This window comes from Vibrio sp. Isolate22 (genome assembly GCF_022398115.1).
In the GTDB taxonomy this organism is placed as follows: domain Bacteria; phylum Pseudomonadota; class Gammaproteobacteria; order Enterobacterales; family Vibrionaceae; genus Vibrio.
The window spans coordinates 33,847-47,948 of sequence record NZ_JAKEUW010000038.1 but is presented as its reverse complement, the minus strand read 5'-3'; the positions used below and the strand labels follow the sequence as shown (position 1 = coordinate 47,948).

The window sequence follows — 14,102 nt, the reverse complement described above, 5'->3', positions numbered from 1 at the left end:
TGTCTAAAGAAAAATTTGAACGTACGAAACCGCACGTAAACGTTGGTACTATCGGCCACGTTGACCACGGTAAAACAACTCTAACTGCTGCTATCTGTACTACACTTGCAAAAGTGTACGGTGGTGTTGCTAAAGATTTCGCATCTATCGATAACGCTCCAGAAGAGCGTGAGCGCGGTATCACAATCGCTACTTCTCACGTTGAGTACGACACTCCATCACGTCACTACGCACACGTAGACTGCCCAGGACACGCGGATTATGTTAAAAACATGATCACTGGTGCTGCGCAAATGGACGGTGGTATCCTAGTTGTTGCTGCGACTGACGGCCCAATGCCTCAAACTCGTGAGCACATCCTACTTGGTCGTCAAGTTGGTATCCCTTACATCATCGTATTCATGAACAAATGTGACATGGTTGATGACGAAGAGCTACTTGAGCTAGTAGAAATGGAAGTTCGTGAACTTCTTTCTGAGTACGACTTCCCAGGTGATGACCTACCAGTTATCCAAGGTTCTGCACTTGGCGCACTAAACGGCGAGAAGCAGTGGGAAGACAAGATCGTTGAGCTTGCAGAAGCACTAGATTCTTACATCCCTGAGCCAGAGCGTGCAGTTGACCAACCGTTCCTACTACCAATCGAAGACGTATTCTCGATCCAAGGTCGTGGTACTGTTGTAACTGGTCGTATCGAGCGTGGTATCCTACGTGTAGGTGACGAAGTAGAAATCGTTGGTATCAAAGAAACTACTCTTACTACTTGTACTGGTGTTGAAATGTTCCGTAAGCTGCTTGACGAAGGTCGTGCAGGTGAGAACGTTGGTGCACTTCTACGTGGTACTAAGCGTGACGAAGTTGAACGTGGCCAAGTACTATCTGCTAAAGGTTCTATCAACCCACACACTAAGTTNAGGTCGTGGTACTGTTGTAACTGGTCGTATCGAGCGTGGTATCCTACGTGTAGGTGACGAAGTAGAAATCGTTGGTATCAAAGAAACTACTCTTACTACTTGTACTGGTGTTGAAATGTTCCGTAAGCTGCTTGACGAAGGTCGTGCAGGTGAGAACGTTGGTGCACTTCTACGTGGTACTAAGCGTGACGAAGTTGAACGTGGCCAAGTACTATCTGCTAAAGGTTCTATCAACCCACACACTAAGTTYGAGTCTGAAGTATACGTACTTTCTAAAGACGAAGGYGGCCGTCACACTCCTTTCTTCAAAGGTTACCGTCCACAGTTCTACTTCCGTACAACTGACGTAACAGGCGACATCACTCTACCAGAAGGCGTAGAAATGGTAATGCCAGGTGACAACGTTCAAATGACTGTTGAGCTAATCGCTCCAATCGCAATGGACGAAGGCCTACGTTTCGCTATCCGTGAAGGTGGCCGTACTGTAGGTGCTGGTGTTGTAGCTAAAATCTTCGCTTAATAGCATTTAGATTTTTGCACTCTCTTCATTAGAAGAGCACGCATCAAAAAAGGGGAGCTTCGGCTTCCCTTTTTTATTTTGGTTATAAGGGAAATTCCTAACACGTAATATCCACAGTCTATATTCCGATTTAAATACAGTTATTTACTTAACGGCTTAAATCACCCTCCTAAACTATCTTCGCTTCAAAGCCCGTTAATCTCTCTTTTCGACAAAACACTATAACCAATCGATATAAACATAGGGTAAATTTTGACTGGTAATAAGAATGATTCCTTTTTATATTTAACCTCAAGTTAAAGGGTTAGGTTTTACTATGTACGTTTGTTTATGCCATGGGGTCTCGGATAAGAAAATCCGCAAGTTGGTATTAGAAGAGGGCATTACTGACATAAAAGGAATTAAAAAGTGTACAGCACTTGGCAGTCAATGCGGCAAGTGTGTACGTTCAGCAAAAAAAGTTATTAACGACACCGCGAAAGACCTGTTCAAACAGGCAAGCTAATTCTGCCCAAAGAGCAGTAGCTTTTTTGACACTTCTCGATTTGGTTCTACAGTTAGAAGAGCCAAAGAGGAGGGCTATGTCATGAAAGGCGATCCAATCATCATTCAACATCTCAATAAAATTCTTGGTAATGAACTTGTCGCAATAAATCAGTACTTCTTGCATGCGCGTATGTATAAAGACTGGGGCTTAAAGCATCTAGCCGACAAGGAGTATCATGAATCCATCGACGAAATGAAACATGCCGACCATCTGATTGAACGAATCTTGTTTCTCGAAGGGCTACCCAATCTGCAGGAGCTAGGTAAACTTAAAATCGGCGAAGATACTCAGGAAATGCTGGAGTGTGACTTATCGTTAGAGATGGAAGCCATTCCAGATCTGAAAAACGCCATCGCTTATGCAGAAGATATTCATGACTATGTGTCACGAGATCTGTTTCTTGAGATTTTGGAAGATGAAGAAGAGCATGTCGATTGGTTAGAAACCCAACTTGGCCTCATCAAAATGACGGGTATTCAAAATTACCTACAAGCTCAATATGTCGATGAAGACGAAGGCTAAAATATATCGATAACAAGGGTAGCTGCTCAGGCGCATCCTAGTGGCTACCTTGCATTTCTTTTTCAGGCGGTAGGGCACTACCAAGAACTAAAAATCCTCCAATCACCCCTCTCAATAGATTCTGCGATTATTTTTCAAACACAGCTTGCAAGTTAAAGTGTGATCTGTATAATGCACCGCACTGGCTTAAGCTGGTTGTGAACCAATGAGCACTGAGGAGTAGGTTTTACCTAGTAATGTATACTCAGCTTATGTTCGCGGTTAATAAAAATAGTAAGGCTTGTCTTTACTTCAAAAATTAACTGACAATGCGTCCTAATTTTGGATGCTACGGTTTCACATAAATCAATCGGCATTCTCTCGTTTTATCGAGTTTGAGTGGCGATATTGTTTGTGTAATTTTTAATAATTGGAGCTCTGTCTCATGCAGAACCAACGTATTCGTATCCGCCTTAAAGCGTTTGATTACAAGCTAATCGATGCTTCAACTGCGGAAATCGTTGAAACAGCAAAACGTACTGGCGCACAGGTTCGTGGTCCTATCCCACTACCTACTCGTAAAGAGCGTTTCACTGTTCTTACCTCTCCACACGTCAACAAAGATGCACGTGACCAGTACGAAATCCGTACTCACAAGCGTTTGATCGACATCGTTGAGCCAACAGACAAAACTGTTGATGCTCTAATGCGTCTTGATCTTGCAGCTGGCGTTGATGTTCAAATCAGCCTAGGTTAAGGGAGATAAGAATAATGATTGGTCTAGTCGGACGTAAAGTGGGTATGACCCGCGTATTTACTGAAGAAGGCGTTTCTATCCCAGTAACTGTTGTTGAGGTTGAAGCGAACCGTATTTCTCAAGTTAAAACTCTAGAGAACGACGGCTACGCAGCAATCCAAGTAACTACTGGTGCTAAGAAAGCTAACCGTGTAACTAAACCTGAAGCTGGTCACTTCGCGAAAGCGGGTGTAGAAGCAGGTCGCGGTCTTTGGGAATTCCGTTTAGAAAACGGCGAAGAGTTTGAAGTTGGCGCTGAGCTAAACGTAGAACTTTTCAACGAAATTAAAAAAGTAGACGTTACTGGTACATCTAAAGGTAAAGGCTTCCAAGGCGCTGTTAAGCGTTGGAACTTCTCTACTCAAGATATGACTCACGGTAACTCTTTGTCTCACCGTGCACCGGGTTCAATTGGCCAATGTCAAACTCCAGGTCGCGTGTTTAAAGGCAAGAAAATGGCAGGTCACATGGGTGCTGAGCGTGTAACGACTCAAAACCTAGAGATCGTACGTGTTGACGCTGAGCGCAATCTGCTTCTTATTAAAGGTGCAGTACCAGGCTCAACAGGCGGCAACGTGATCGTAAAACCTGCTGTTAAAGCATAACGTCTAGGAGTAAGTAATGGAATTGATGGTTAAAGGTGCTGATGCACTAACTGTTTCCGAGACTACTTTCGGACGTGACTTCAACGAAGCTCTTGTACACCAAGTAGTTGTTGCATATGCAGCAGGTGCTCGTCAAGGTACTCGTGCTCAAAAGACTCGTTCTGAAGTATCTGGCGGTGGCGCTAAGCCATGGCGTCAAAAAGGTACTGGCCGCGCACGTGCTGGTACAATTCGTAGCCCAATCTGGCGTACAGGTGGTGTTACTTTTGCTGCGAAACCACAAGATCACAGCCAAAAAGTAAACAAGAAAATGTACCGCGGTGCTATGAAGAGCATTCTTTCTGAGCTTGTTCGTCAAGAGCGTCTAATCGTTGTTGATAACTTCTCAGTAGAAGCACCAAAAACAAAAGAACTTGTAGCTAAGCTTAAAGAGCTTGAGCTAAGCGACGTTCTGATTGTTACTGGCGAAGTAGATGAAAATCTATTCTTAGCTGCTCGTAACCTATACAAAGTTGATGCACGTGACGTTGCTGGTGTTGATCCAGTATCTCTAATTGCATTCGACAAGGTTCTAATGACTGCGGACGCAGTTAAGCAAGTTGAGGAGATGCTAGCATGATCACTGAAGAGCGTATCTTAAAAGTTCTACGTGCTCCGCACATCTCTGAAAAAGCAACTATGGCAGCTGAGAAAGCGAACACTATCGTTTTCAAAGTAGCTAAAGATGCAACTAAGAAAGAGATCAAAGCAGCTGTAGAAAAGCTATTTGAAGTTGAAGTTAAGTCTGTAAATACTCTTGTTCAAAAGGGTAAGACCAAACGTCAAGGTATGCGTGAAGGCCGTCGTTCAGACGTTAAGAAAGCCTACGTTACTTTGAAAGAAGGTCAAGATCTTGACTTCGTTGGCGGCGCGGAATAACAGGAGTAGTTAAAAATGGCTATTGTTAAATGTAAGCCGACTTCCCCTGGTCGTCGTCACGTCGTTAAAGTTGTTAACGCTGACCTACACAAGGGTAAGCCATACGCACCTCTTCTAGAGAAAAACTCTAAGAACGGTGGTCGTAACAACAACGGTCGTATCACAGTACGTCACATCGGCGGTGGTCACAAGCACCACTACCGTGTAATTGACTTCAAACGTACTAAAGATGGCATCCCAGCGAAAGTTGAGCGTCTAGAATACGATCCAAACCGTAGCGCTAACATCGCTCTAGTTCTGTACGCAGACGGTGAGCGTCGTTACATCATTGCACCAAAAGGCATTCAAGCCGGTGACCAGATCCAATCTGGTGTTGATGCGCCAATCAAAGCAGGTAACACTCTGCCGATGCGCAACATCCCAGTAGGTTCTACTGTACACTGTGTTGAACTTAAGCCTGGTAAAGGTGCTCAACTAGCTCGTTCGGCTGGTGCTTATGCTCAAATCGTTGCTCGCGACGGTGCATACATCACTATCCGTCTACGTTCTGGTGAAATGCGCAAAGTACTTTCTGAAGGTCGCGCAACGATCGGTGAAGTTGGTAACTCTGAGCATATGCTACGTGAACTTGGTAAAGCTGGTGCTTCACGCTGGCGCGGCGTACGTCCAACCGTACGTGGTGTAGTAATGAACCCGGTGGATCACCCACACGGTGGTGGTGAAGGCCGCACATCTGGTGGTCGTCACCCAGTTTCTCCTTGGGGCGTTCCTACTAAGGGCTTCAAGACTCGTAAGAACAAGCGCACTGACAAGTACATCGTACGTCGTCGCACTAAATAATTTATAAAGAGGAATCGCCATGCCACGTTCTCTCAAGAAAGGTCCTTTTATTGACCTACACTTGCTGAAGAAGGTAGAGAAAGCGGTGGAAAGCGGAGACAAAAAGCCTATTAAGACTTGGTCCCGTCGCTCAATGATCATCCCAACAATGATTGGTTTGACCATCGCTGTCCATAATGGTCGTCAGCACGTTCCAGTTTTCGTTACCGAAGAAATGATCGGTCACAAACTGGGCGAATTTGCACCAACTCGTACTTATCGCGGTCATGCTGCAGATAAGAAAGCTAAGAAGAAGTAAGGAGTAGATGATGGAAGCTTTAGCTAAACATAACTTTGCTCGTATTTCTCCACAGAAAGCTCGCTTAGTTGCAGACCAAATCCGCGGTAAGTCGGTAGACCAAGCTCTAGAAATTCTAACTTTCAGCAACAAAAAAGCTGCTGTTCTAGTTAAGAAAGTTCTAGAGTCAGCTATCGCTAACGCGGAACATAACGAAGGTGCAGATATCGACGATCTAAATGTCGCTAAAATCTTCGTAGATGAGGGCCCTATCATGAAGCGTATTATGCCTCGTGCTAAAGGTCGTGCGGATCGTATCTTGAAGCGTTCAAGCCACATCACTATTGTTGTAGCAGATCGCTAAAGACTAGGAGAGTAAGCAATGGGTCAGAAAGTACATCCTAATGGTATTCGTCTTGGCATCGTTAAGCCTTGGAATGCTACATGGTTTGCTAATACCAAAGATTTCGCTGACAACCTAGACGGCGACTTCAAGGTACGTCAGTTCCTTACAAAGGAACTACAAAAAGCATCACTATCTCGTATCGTTATCGAGCGTCCAGCTAAGAGCATCCGTGTGACTATTCACACTGCTCGTCCTGGCGTTGTTATCGGTAAGAAAGGTGAAGACGTAGAGAAGCTACGCGCAGCTGTAGCTAAAATCGCAGGTGTACCAGCGCAAATCAATATCGCTGAAGTACGTAAGCCTGAGTTAGATGGTCAGCTTGTAGCTGATAGCATCGCGTCTCAACTAGAGCGTCGTGTTATGTTCCGTCGTGCTATGAAGCGCGCAGTACAAAACGCTATGCGTCTAGGCGCTAAAGGTATCAAAGTGGAAGTAAGTGGTCGTCTAGGCGGCGCTGAAATCGCACGTTCTGAGTGGTACCGTGAAGGCCGTGTGCCTCTACACACTCTACGTGCAGACATTGATTACGCAACTTCTTCGGCTCACACTCAATACGGTGTGATCGGCATTAAAGTTTGGATCTTCAAAGGTGAGATTCTAGGCGGTATGCCAGCTGCTAACGCAGTAGAGCCTAAAGGCGATAAGCCTAAGAAGCAGCGTAAAGGCCGTAAGTAAGGAGTCGAACGATGCTACAACCAAAACGTACTAAGTTCCGCAAGGTTATGACTGGTCGTAACCGTGGTCTAGCTAAAGGTACTGAAGTAAGCTTCGGCGAATTCGGTCTTAAAGCTGTTGGCCGTGGTCGTCTGACTGCACGTCAAATCGAAGCGGCACGTCGTGCTATGACACGTCACATTAAGCGTCAAGGTCAAATCTGGATTCGTGTATTCCCAGACAAACCGATTACTGAAAAGCCTCTTGAAGTTCGTCAAGGTAAAGGTAAAGGTTCAGTAGCGTACTGGGTTGCTCAAATCCAACCTGGCAAAGTTATGTACGAAATGAATGGCGTACCTGAAGAGTTGGCACGTGAAGCGTTCCGCCTAGCGGCACGTAAACTGCCTGTTAAAACTACTTTTGTAACTAAGCAGGTGATGTGATGAAAGCACAAGATCTACGCGAAAAGAACGTTGAAGAGCTTAACGCTGAGCTATTGAATTTGCTACGTGAACAGTTCAACTTGCGCATGCAAGCTGCAACTGGTCAGCTTCAGCAAACTCATACTCTAAAAGCTGTACGCCGTGATATCGCACGTGTGAAAACTGTTTTGACTGAAAAGGCAGGCGCATAATGAGCGAAACTAACCGCATCCAGCAAGGCCGTGTAGTAAGTGACAAGATGGACAAGTCTATCGTTGTTGCTATCGAACGTACTGTAAAACACCCAATTTACGGTAAATACGTTAAACGCACGACTAAAGTACACGCACACGACGAAGACAACACTTGTGGCCTAGGCGACAAAGTTGAAATCGCTGAGTGTCGTCCTCTGTCTAAGACTAAGTCTTGGACATTGGTTAAAGTTCTAGAAAAAGCGAAGATTTAATCTTTGTAATTCTATAACTTATAAGCGGCTCCAAATTATTTTTGGGGCCGCTTGTTTTTTGTCTACCCAATTTAAAAAAAGGGTGGTACAATTCGCGTCCCTTTTAAAGAGGCAGCCCGACCCGAGAGGGTCTAGTTTTAATATTTAGCGGAGCACTAACAATGATCCAGATGCAAAGTACACTTGACGCAGCAGATAACTCTGGCGCGCGCAAGGTAATGTGTATTAAGGTTCTGGGTGGCTCTCACCGCCGTTATGCACATATCGGTGACATCATCAAAGTTACAGTTAAGGAAGCAATTCCTCGCGGTAAAGTAAAAAAAGGTGATGTTCTGAAGGCGGTAGTAGTGCGCACCCGTAAAGGCGTTCGTCGCCCAGACGGTTCTGTCATTCGCTTCGACAGTAATGCTTGTGTATTGTTAAACGACACTACTGAGCAACCAGTCGGCACACGTATCTTTGGTCCTGTGACTCGTGAACTTCGTAACGCGAAATTCATGAAGATTGTATCACTAGCACCTGAAGTTCTGTAAGGAGCGGCAATATGGCAGCTAAAATCCGTCGTAATGACGAAGTAATCATTCTTGCTGGTAAAGATAAAGGCAAGAAAGGTAAAGTAACTAAGGTTCTGACAACTGGTAAAGTTATCGTTGAAGGCATCAACCTTGTTAAGAAACACCAAAAGCCGGTTCCGGCTCTAGGTCAACAAGGTGGCATCGTTGAACAAGAAGCAGCTATTGACGCTTCTAACGTTGCAGTTTTTAACGCGGCTACTGGTAAAGCAGACCGTATCGGTTTCCGTATCGAAGATGGCAAGAAAGTTCGTTTCTTCAAATCTAACGGCGAAACTGTTTCTAACTAATTAGAAGTAATTTGGAGTTCTACTATGGCGAAACTGCATGATTACTACAAGTCGTCTGTAGTCGCTGAGCTTACCAAAGAGTTCAGCTACACAAGCGTCATGCAAGTCCCTAGGATTGAGAAAATCACCCTAAACATGGGCGTTGGTGAAGCAATCAACGATAAGAAACTGCTAGAAAACGCAGCAGCTGATATGGCAACGATCTCTGGTCAAAAGCCACTTATCACTAAAGCGCGTAAATCTGTAGCTGGTTTCAAAATTCGTGAAGGCTACCCAATTGGTTGTAAAGTAACCTTGCGTGGTGAGCGCATGTGGGAATTTTTAGAGCGTTTAATCTCTATCGCACTTCCACGTGTACGTGATTTCCGTGGTGTTAGCGCTAAGTCTTTCGACGGTCGCGGTAACTACAGCATGGGCGTTCGCGAGCAAATCATCTTTCCGGAAATCGACTACGATAAAGTCGATCGTGTCCGCGGTCTTGATATCACTATCACGACTTCTGCGGGTTCCGATGAGGAAGGCCGAGCTCTGCTGGCTGCCTTTAACTTCCCATTCCGTAAGTAAGGGTAGGGTTACTGTTATGGCTAAACAATCAATGAAAGCACGTGAAGCTAAACGTGCAAAACTAGTAGCTAAGTTCGCTGAAAAGCGTTCTGCGCTAAAAGTTATCATTAGCGATGTAAACGCATCTGAAGAAGATCGTTGGAATGCGGTTCTTAAACTGCAATCTCTTCCACGTGATTCAAGTGCATCACGTCAGCGTAACCGTTGCAACCAAACTGGTCGTCCACACGGTTACCTACGTAAATTCGGTCTAAGCCGCATTAAGGTTCGTGAAGCTTGCATGAAAGGCGAGATTCCGGGTCTTCGTAAGGCTAGCTGGTAATTGCCACTTAATCATTTGGAGTAAATCTTATGAGCATGCAAGATCCGATTTCGGATATGCTGACCCGCGTTCGTAACGGTCAGGCAGCAAACAAAGTTGCTGTAAAAATGCCTTCTTCAAAGCTTAAAGTTGCAATTGCTGCACTACTAAAAGCTGAAGGTTACATCGTAGACTTCGCTGTTGAAGGCGAAGCAAAACCTGAGCTAGAAGTTACTCTTAAGTACTTCCAAGCTAAACCTGTAATCGAGCAAATCAAGCGTGTATCACGTCCTGGTCTAAGAGTTTATAAAAATAAAGACTCTCTACCAACAGTGATGGGCGGTCTTGGTATTGCAGTTGTTTCTACTTCCAAGGGTCTAATGTCTGACCGTGCTGCTCGTAAAGCAGGTCTTGGCGGTGAAATCATCTGTTACGTAGCTTAATAAGGAGTAGATTATGTCTCGTGTTGCTAAAGCACCTGTCGCTATTCCAGCTGGCGTAGAGGTGAAACTAAACGGCCAAGAAGTTACTGTAAAAGGTAGCAAAGGTGAGCTTACTCGCGTTCTTAACAACGCCGTAGTTATTGCACAGGAAGAAAACAACCTAACTTTCGGTCCGAAAGAAGGTGTTGCTAACGCATGGGCACAAGCTGGTACAGCTCGCGCTCTAGTTAACAACATGGTTGTGGGTGTTACAGAGGGCTTCACTAAGAAGCTAACTCTAAAGGGTGTTGGTTACCGTGCTGCTATGAAAGGCAACTCTGTAGCTCTAACTCTTGGTTTTTCTCACCCAGTAGAGCACGCTCTACCTGAAGGTATTAAAGCTGAGTGCCCTAGCCAAACTGAGATCGTTGTAACTGGTTGTGACAAGCAGCTAGTTGGTCAAGTTGCGGCTGACATTCGTTCTTACCGTGCTCCTGAGCCTTACAAAGGTAAAGGTGTTCGTTACGCAGATGAAAATGTGCGTACTAAAGAAGCTAAGAAGAAGTAAGGTATCACTATGGATAAGAAAGCATCTCGCATCCGTCGTGCTACACGTGCACGTCGTAAGATTGCAGAACTTGGTGCAACTCGCCTGGTAGTACACCGTACTCCTCGCCATGTTTACGCACAAGTTATCGCGGCAAACGGCTCTGAGGTTATCGCAGCTGCTTCTACTGTAGAAAAAGCGATCCGTGAGCAAGTTAAGAACACTGGTAACGTTGATGCAGCTAAAGCAGTTGGTAAAGCTGTTGCTGAGCGCGCTCTTGAAAAAGGCGTAGCTTCAGTTGCATTCGATCGTTCTGGTTTCCAATACCACGGTCGAGTAGCGGCGCTAGCAGAATCTGCTCGCGAAGCTGGTCTGAAATTCTAAGGTAGGGTTGGAAGATGGCTAAAGAACAACAACAAGCTAATGATTTGCAAGAAAAGCTAATCGCTGTTAACCGTGTATCTAAGACGGTTAAAGGTGGTCGAATCATGAGCTTCACTGCACTAACAGTAGTTGGTGACGGTAATGGTCGTGTAGGTTTCGGTTACGGCAAAGCTCGTGAAGTACCTGCTGCGATTCAAAAAGCAATGGAAAAAGCGCGTCGTAACATGGTTACTGTTGCGCTGAACGAAGGCACTCTTCACCACCCGGTGAAAGGTCGTCATTCGGGCTCTAAAGTTTACATGCAGCCAGCTGCAGAAGGTACAGGTGTTATTGCCGGTGGTGCAATGCGTGCTGTACTTGAAGTTGCGGGCGTACATAACGTACTTTCTAAAGCATACGGTTCTACGAACCCTATCAACATCGTTCGTGCAACGATTGGTGCTCTAGTAGACGTTAAGTCACCAGAAATGGTTGCTGCTAAACGTGGTCTAACTGTTGAATCTATTTCGGAGTAAGCACACGATGGCAACTATTAAAGTAACTCAAACTAAAAGCTCAATTGGTCGCCTACCTAAGCACAAAGCGTGCCTTAAAGGTCTAGGTCTTCGTCGCATCAACCATACAGTAGAACTTGAAGATACTCCGTGCGTACGCGGTATGATCAACAAGGTTTACTACATGGTTAAGATTGAGGAGTAATCAGAATGCGTTTGAATACTCTATCACCGGCTGCTGGCTCTAAACCTTCTAAGAAGCGTGTAGGTCGTGGTATCGGTTCTGGCCTTGGTAAAACAGGTGGCCGCGGTCACAAAGGTCAAAAGTCACGTTCTGGCGGCTCTGTACGTCCAGGTTTTGAAGGCGGTCAAATGCCTCTAAAACAACGTCTACCTAAATTCGGTTTCACTTCTCGTAAGAGCCTAGTGTCTGCTGAAGTTCGTCTAGCTGAGCTAGCGAAAGTAACAGGTGACGTAGTTGATCTTAACAGCCTTAAAGCTGCTAACGTTATCACTAAGAACATCGAATTCGTTAAGATCGTTCTTTCTGGTGACCTAAGCAAAGCTGTGACTGTTAAAGGTCTACGCGTGACTAAAGGCGCTAAAGCTGCAATCGAAGCTGCAGGCGGTAAAATCGAGGAATAATCTCGAGGAACGAGGTACAGATGGCTAAGAAACCAGGACAAGATTTTCGTAGTGCTCAGAGCGGCTTAAGTGAACTAAAGTCGCGCTTATTATTCGTAATTGGTGCACTTTTAGTATTCCGAGCCGGCTCTTTTGTGCCGATCCCTGGTATTGACGCAGCTGTACTTGCCGATTTGTTCGATCAGCAAAAAGGTACCATCGTTGAAATGTTTAACATGTTCTCCGGTGGTGCTCTTGAGCGTGCATCTATATTAGCATTGGGTATCATGCCGTACATTTCGGCATCGATCGTAGTCCAATTGTTAACTGTAGTTCATCCAGCGTTAGCGGAACTCAAGAAAGAGGGTGAAGCAGGCCGTCGTAAGATAAGCCAATATACACGCTACGGCACGCTTGTACTTGCAACATTCCAAGCTATTGGTATTGCAACGGGCTTACCAAACATGGTAGACAATCTGGTTGTTATCAACCAAACCATGTTTACGCTTATTGCTACCGTGAGTTTAGTAACTGGTACCATGTTCTTAATGTGGTTAGGTGAACAAATCACTGAGCGAGGAATCGGTAATGGTATTTCCATTCTGATTTTTGCAGGTATTGTTGCTGGATTGCCTTCTGCAATCGGTCAAACAATCGAGCAAGCGCGTCAAGGTGAATTGCATGTGCTTCTTCTGCTGTTGATTGCTGTATTGTCTTTTGCTGTTATCTACTTCGTAGTTTTCATGGAACGTGGTCAACGTCGTATCGTCGTTAACTATGCGAAACGTCAACAAGGTCGTAAGGTTTTTGCAGCACAAAGCTCTCACTTGCCACTTAAAATTAATATGGCAGGTGTTATTCCAGCGATTTTCGCATCGAGCATTATTTTGTTCCCAGGAACATTAGCACAGTGGTTTGGTCAAAATGGTGAAAGCAGCGCGTTCGGTTGGTTAACTGACGTGTCATTAGCTCTTAGCCCTGGTCAGCCTTTGTATGTAATGCTTTATGCAGCAGCTATAATCTTCTTCTGTTTCTTCTATACAGCGTTGGTGTTTAACCCACGTGAAACAGCTGATAACTTGAAGAAGTCTGGTGCATTCGTACCCGGTATCCGCCCAGGTGAGCAGACAGCGAAATATATCGATAAAGTGATGACTAGACTAACCCTTGCGGGCGCTCTATACATTACTTTTATATGTCTGATTCCTGAATTCATGATGGTCGCGTGGAACGTTCGTTTCTACTTCGGCGGCACTTCACTACTAATCGTAGTGGTAGTTATCATGGATTTCATGGCACAGGTACAGACTCATCTGATGTCACAACAGTATGATTCTGTGTTAAAGAAAGCGAATCTGAAAGGTTACGGCCGTTAATTCGGTGGTAATAATTTCAGTTCCATTTACGGAGTTTAGCAATGAAAGTTCGTGCTTCCGTTAAAAAAATCTGCCGTAACTGTAAAGTTATCAAGCGTAACGGTGTCGTTCGCGTGATTTGCAGTGAGCCAAAGCATAAGCAACGCCAAGGCTAATCAGCAGAAATTTTTACTTGAAATACAAGGTAGAGTCGAGTATATTCCTCGGCCTACCTTTTGCGTGCAAAAGAAGTAGTATGCCGCAGCGTATCCATAACGGGCTTTGCTGCGGATAATTCTTTTATGAACCCCTTAGGAGTGAATAATGGCCCGTATAGCCGGCATTAACATTCCTGATCACAAGCATTCTGTAATTGCACTTACTGCAATCTACGGTATCGGTAAAACTCGCTCTCAAGCTATTCTAGCTGAAGTGGGTATTGCTGAAGATGCTAAGATCAGTGAACTAACTGAAGAGCAGATCGATCAACTGCGTGATGGTGTAGCTAAGTACACTGTAGAAGGTGATCTACGTCGTGAAGTATCGATGAACATCAAGCGTCTTATGGACCTTGGCTGTTACCGCGGTCTTCGTCATCGTCGCAGTCTACCACTACGTGGACAGCGTACTAAAACCAACGCTCGCACCCGTAAGGGTCCGCGCAAGCCGATCAAGAAATAGTC

27 protein-coding genes and 1 pseudogene are annotated in these 14,102 nt (G+C 45.0%); all 28 read left to right on the top strand.

The window, feature by feature from the left end; translation table 11 throughout:
• Window positions 1-911: pseudogene (tuf, locus tag L1D55_RS18760) on the top strand (elongation factor Tu); the annotation flags it as partial.
• Complete coding sequence (locus L1D55_RS18755) at window positions 850-1,434, top strand: EF-Tu/IF-2/RF-3 family GTPase (protein ID WP_239918429.1); 585 nt, start codon at window positions 850-852, stop codon at window positions 1,432-1,434. The pseudogene tuf and the gene L1D55_RS18755, both read left to right, overlap by 62 nt.
• 316 nt (window positions 1,435-1,750) lie before the next feature.
• Window positions 1,751-1,939 (top strand): bacterioferritin-associated ferredoxin, encoded by a 189-nt coding sequence (locus tag L1D55_RS18750; RefSeq protein WP_239918428.1) that lies wholly within the window; start codon window positions 1,751-1,753, stop codon window positions 1,937-1,939.
• Between the two features lie 81 nt (window positions 1,940-2,020).
• Window positions 2,021-2,503: a bacterioferritin gene (gene bfr, locus L1D55_RS18745; RefSeq protein ID WP_239918427.1), complete on the top strand. Its 483-nt coding sequence runs from the start codon at window positions 2,021-2,023 to the stop codon at window positions 2,501-2,503.
• A gap of 424 nt (window positions 2,504-2,927) precedes the next feature.
• The gene (gene rpsJ / locus L1D55_RS18740; RefSeq protein WP_004736761.1) at window positions 2,928-3,239 is read left to right on the top strand and encodes a 30S ribosomal protein S10; all 312 of its coding nucleotides are present in this window, start codon (window positions 2,928-2,930) and stop codon (window positions 3,237-3,239) included.
• Window positions 3,240-3,253: 14 nt separating this feature from the next.
• Window positions 3,254-3,883: a 50S ribosomal protein L3 gene (gene rplC, locus L1D55_RS18735; protein WP_004738804.1), complete on the top strand. Its 630-nt coding sequence runs from the start codon at window positions 3,254-3,256 to the stop codon at window positions 3,881-3,883.
• Window positions 3,884-3,899: 16 nt separating this feature from the next.
• Window positions 3,900-4,502: a 50S ribosomal protein L4 gene (gene rplD, locus L1D55_RS18730; RefSeq protein WP_004738803.1), complete on the top strand. Its 603-nt coding sequence runs from the start codon at window positions 3,900-3,902 to the stop codon at window positions 4,500-4,502.
• Window positions 4,499-4,801: a 50S ribosomal protein L23 gene (rplW, locus tag L1D55_RS18725; RefSeq protein WP_004738802.1), complete on the top strand. Its 303-nt coding sequence runs from the start codon at window positions 4,499-4,501 to the stop codon at window positions 4,799-4,801. Before rplD ends, rplW begins: the two co-directional genes overlap by 4 nt.
• 15 nt (window positions 4,802-4,816) lie before the next feature.
• On the top strand, window positions 4,817-5,641 hold the full coding sequence (gene rplB / locus L1D55_RS18720) for a 50S ribosomal protein L2 (protein ID WP_004738800.1): 825 nt from the start codon (window positions 4,817-4,819) through the stop codon (window positions 5,639-5,641).
• A 19-nt stretch (window positions 5,642-5,660) separates the two neighbouring features.
• A complete protein-coding gene (rpsS, locus tag L1D55_RS18715) occupies window positions 5,661-5,939 on the top strand; it encodes a 30S ribosomal protein S19 (protein ID WP_004736729.1) in 279 nt (92 codons plus the stop codon).
• 10 nt (window positions 5,940-5,949) lie between these two features.
• On the top strand, window positions 5,950-6,282 hold the full coding sequence (rplV, locus tag L1D55_RS18710; protein WP_004736732.1) for a 50S ribosomal protein L22: 333 nt from the start codon (window positions 5,950-5,952) through the stop codon (window positions 6,280-6,282).
• An 18-nt stretch (window positions 6,283-6,300) separates the two neighbouring features.
• A complete protein-coding gene (rpsC, locus tag L1D55_RS18705) occupies window positions 6,301-6,999 on the top strand; it encodes a 30S ribosomal protein S3 (RefSeq protein ID WP_004738797.1) in 699 nt (232 codons plus the stop codon).
• 11 nt (window positions 7,000-7,010) lie between these two features.
• Window positions 7,011-7,421, top strand: coding sequence for a 50S ribosomal protein L16 (gene rplP, locus L1D55_RS18700; RefSeq protein WP_004736736.1), 411 nt, complete (start codon window positions 7,011-7,013; stop codon window positions 7,419-7,421).
• Window positions 7,421-7,612 (top strand): 50S ribosomal protein L29, encoded by a 192-nt coding sequence (rpmC, locus tag L1D55_RS18695; protein ID WP_004736737.1) that lies wholly within the window; start codon window positions 7,421-7,423, stop codon window positions 7,610-7,612. The genes rplP and rpmC overlap by 1 nt, the downstream gene beginning before the upstream one ends.
• Complete coding sequence (gene rpsQ / locus L1D55_RS18690) at window positions 7,612-7,866, top strand: 30S ribosomal protein S17 (protein ID WP_004738796.1); 255 nt, start codon at window positions 7,612-7,614, stop codon at window positions 7,864-7,866. Before rpmC ends, rpsQ begins: the two co-directional genes overlap by 1 nt.
• A 161-nt stretch (window positions 7,867-8,027) precedes the next feature.
• Window positions 8,028-8,399 (top strand): 50S ribosomal protein L14, encoded by a 372-nt coding sequence (gene rplN, locus L1D55_RS18685; RefSeq protein ID WP_004738793.1) that lies wholly within the window; start codon window positions 8,028-8,030, stop codon window positions 8,397-8,399.
• A gap of 11 nt (window positions 8,400-8,410) precedes the next feature.
• A complete protein-coding gene (rplX, locus tag L1D55_RS18680; protein WP_004738792.1) occupies window positions 8,411-8,728 on the top strand; it encodes a 50S ribosomal protein L24 in 318 nt (105 codons plus the stop codon).
• Window positions 8,729-8,752: 24 nt separating this feature from the next.
• Window positions 8,753-9,292, top strand: a complete 540-nt coding sequence (rplE, locus tag L1D55_RS18675) for a 50S ribosomal protein L5 (RefSeq protein WP_004738790.1) — start codon at window positions 8,753-8,755, stop codon at window positions 9,290-9,292.
• 16 nt (window positions 9,293-9,308) lie between these two features.
• Window positions 9,309-9,614 (top strand): 30S ribosomal protein S14, encoded by a 306-nt coding sequence (rpsN, locus tag L1D55_RS18670; protein WP_004738789.1) that lies wholly within the window; start codon window positions 9,309-9,311, stop codon window positions 9,612-9,614.
• A 29-nt stretch (window positions 9,615-9,643) separates the two neighbouring features.
• Window positions 9,644-10,036 (top strand): 30S ribosomal protein S8, encoded by a 393-nt coding sequence (rpsH, locus tag L1D55_RS18665; protein ID WP_004738788.1) that lies wholly within the window; start codon window positions 9,644-9,646, stop codon window positions 10,034-10,036.
• Window positions 10,037-10,049: 13 nt separating this feature from the next.
• Window positions 10,050-10,583: a 50S ribosomal protein L6 gene (gene rplF, locus L1D55_RS18660; protein WP_004738786.1), complete on the top strand. Its 534-nt coding sequence runs from the start codon at window positions 10,050-10,052 to the stop codon at window positions 10,581-10,583.
• A gap of 9 nt (window positions 10,584-10,592) precedes the next feature.
• Window positions 10,593-10,946 carry a 50S ribosomal protein L18 gene (gene rplR, locus L1D55_RS18655; protein ID WP_004738784.1) on the top strand — a complete coding sequence of 118 codons (354 nt, stop codon included), beginning with the start codon at window positions 10,593-10,595 and terminating at the stop codon, window positions 10,944-10,946.
• A gap of 14 nt (window positions 10,947-10,960) precedes the next feature.
• The gene (rpsE, locus tag L1D55_RS18650; protein WP_004738783.1) at window positions 10,961-11,461 is read left to right on the top strand and encodes a 30S ribosomal protein S5; all 501 of its coding nucleotides are present in this window, start codon (window positions 10,961-10,963) and stop codon (window positions 11,459-11,461) included.
• Between the two features lie 7 nt (window positions 11,462-11,468).
• A complete protein-coding gene (gene rpmD / locus L1D55_RS18645; protein WP_004736756.1) occupies window positions 11,469-11,645 on the top strand; it encodes a 50S ribosomal protein L30 in 177 nt (58 codons plus the stop codon).
• Window positions 11,646-11,650: 5 nt separating this feature from the next.
• The gene (gene rplO / locus L1D55_RS18640) at window positions 11,651-12,085 is read left to right on the top strand and encodes a 50S ribosomal protein L15 (RefSeq protein WP_004736758.1); all 435 of its coding nucleotides are present in this window, start codon (window positions 11,651-11,653) and stop codon (window positions 12,083-12,085) included.
• A 20-nt stretch (window positions 12,086-12,105) separates the two neighbouring features.
• A complete protein-coding gene (secY, locus tag L1D55_RS18635; RefSeq protein WP_004738781.1) occupies window positions 12,106-13,440 on the top strand; it encodes a preprotein translocase subunit SecY in 1,335 nt (444 codons plus the stop codon).
• 41 nt (window positions 13,441-13,481) lie between these two features.
• On the top strand, window positions 13,482-13,595 hold the full coding sequence (rpmJ, locus tag L1D55_RS18630) for a 50S ribosomal protein L36 (protein ID WP_000868186.1): 114 nt from the start codon (window positions 13,482-13,484) through the stop codon (window positions 13,593-13,595).
• Window positions 13,596-13,743: 148 nt separating this feature from the next.
• Window positions 13,744-14,100, top strand: a complete 357-nt coding sequence (rpsM, locus tag L1D55_RS18625) for a 30S ribosomal protein S13 (protein WP_004738779.1) — start codon at window positions 13,744-13,746, stop codon at window positions 14,098-14,100.
• The last annotated feature ends 2 nt before the right edge of the window (window positions 14,101-14,102 follow it).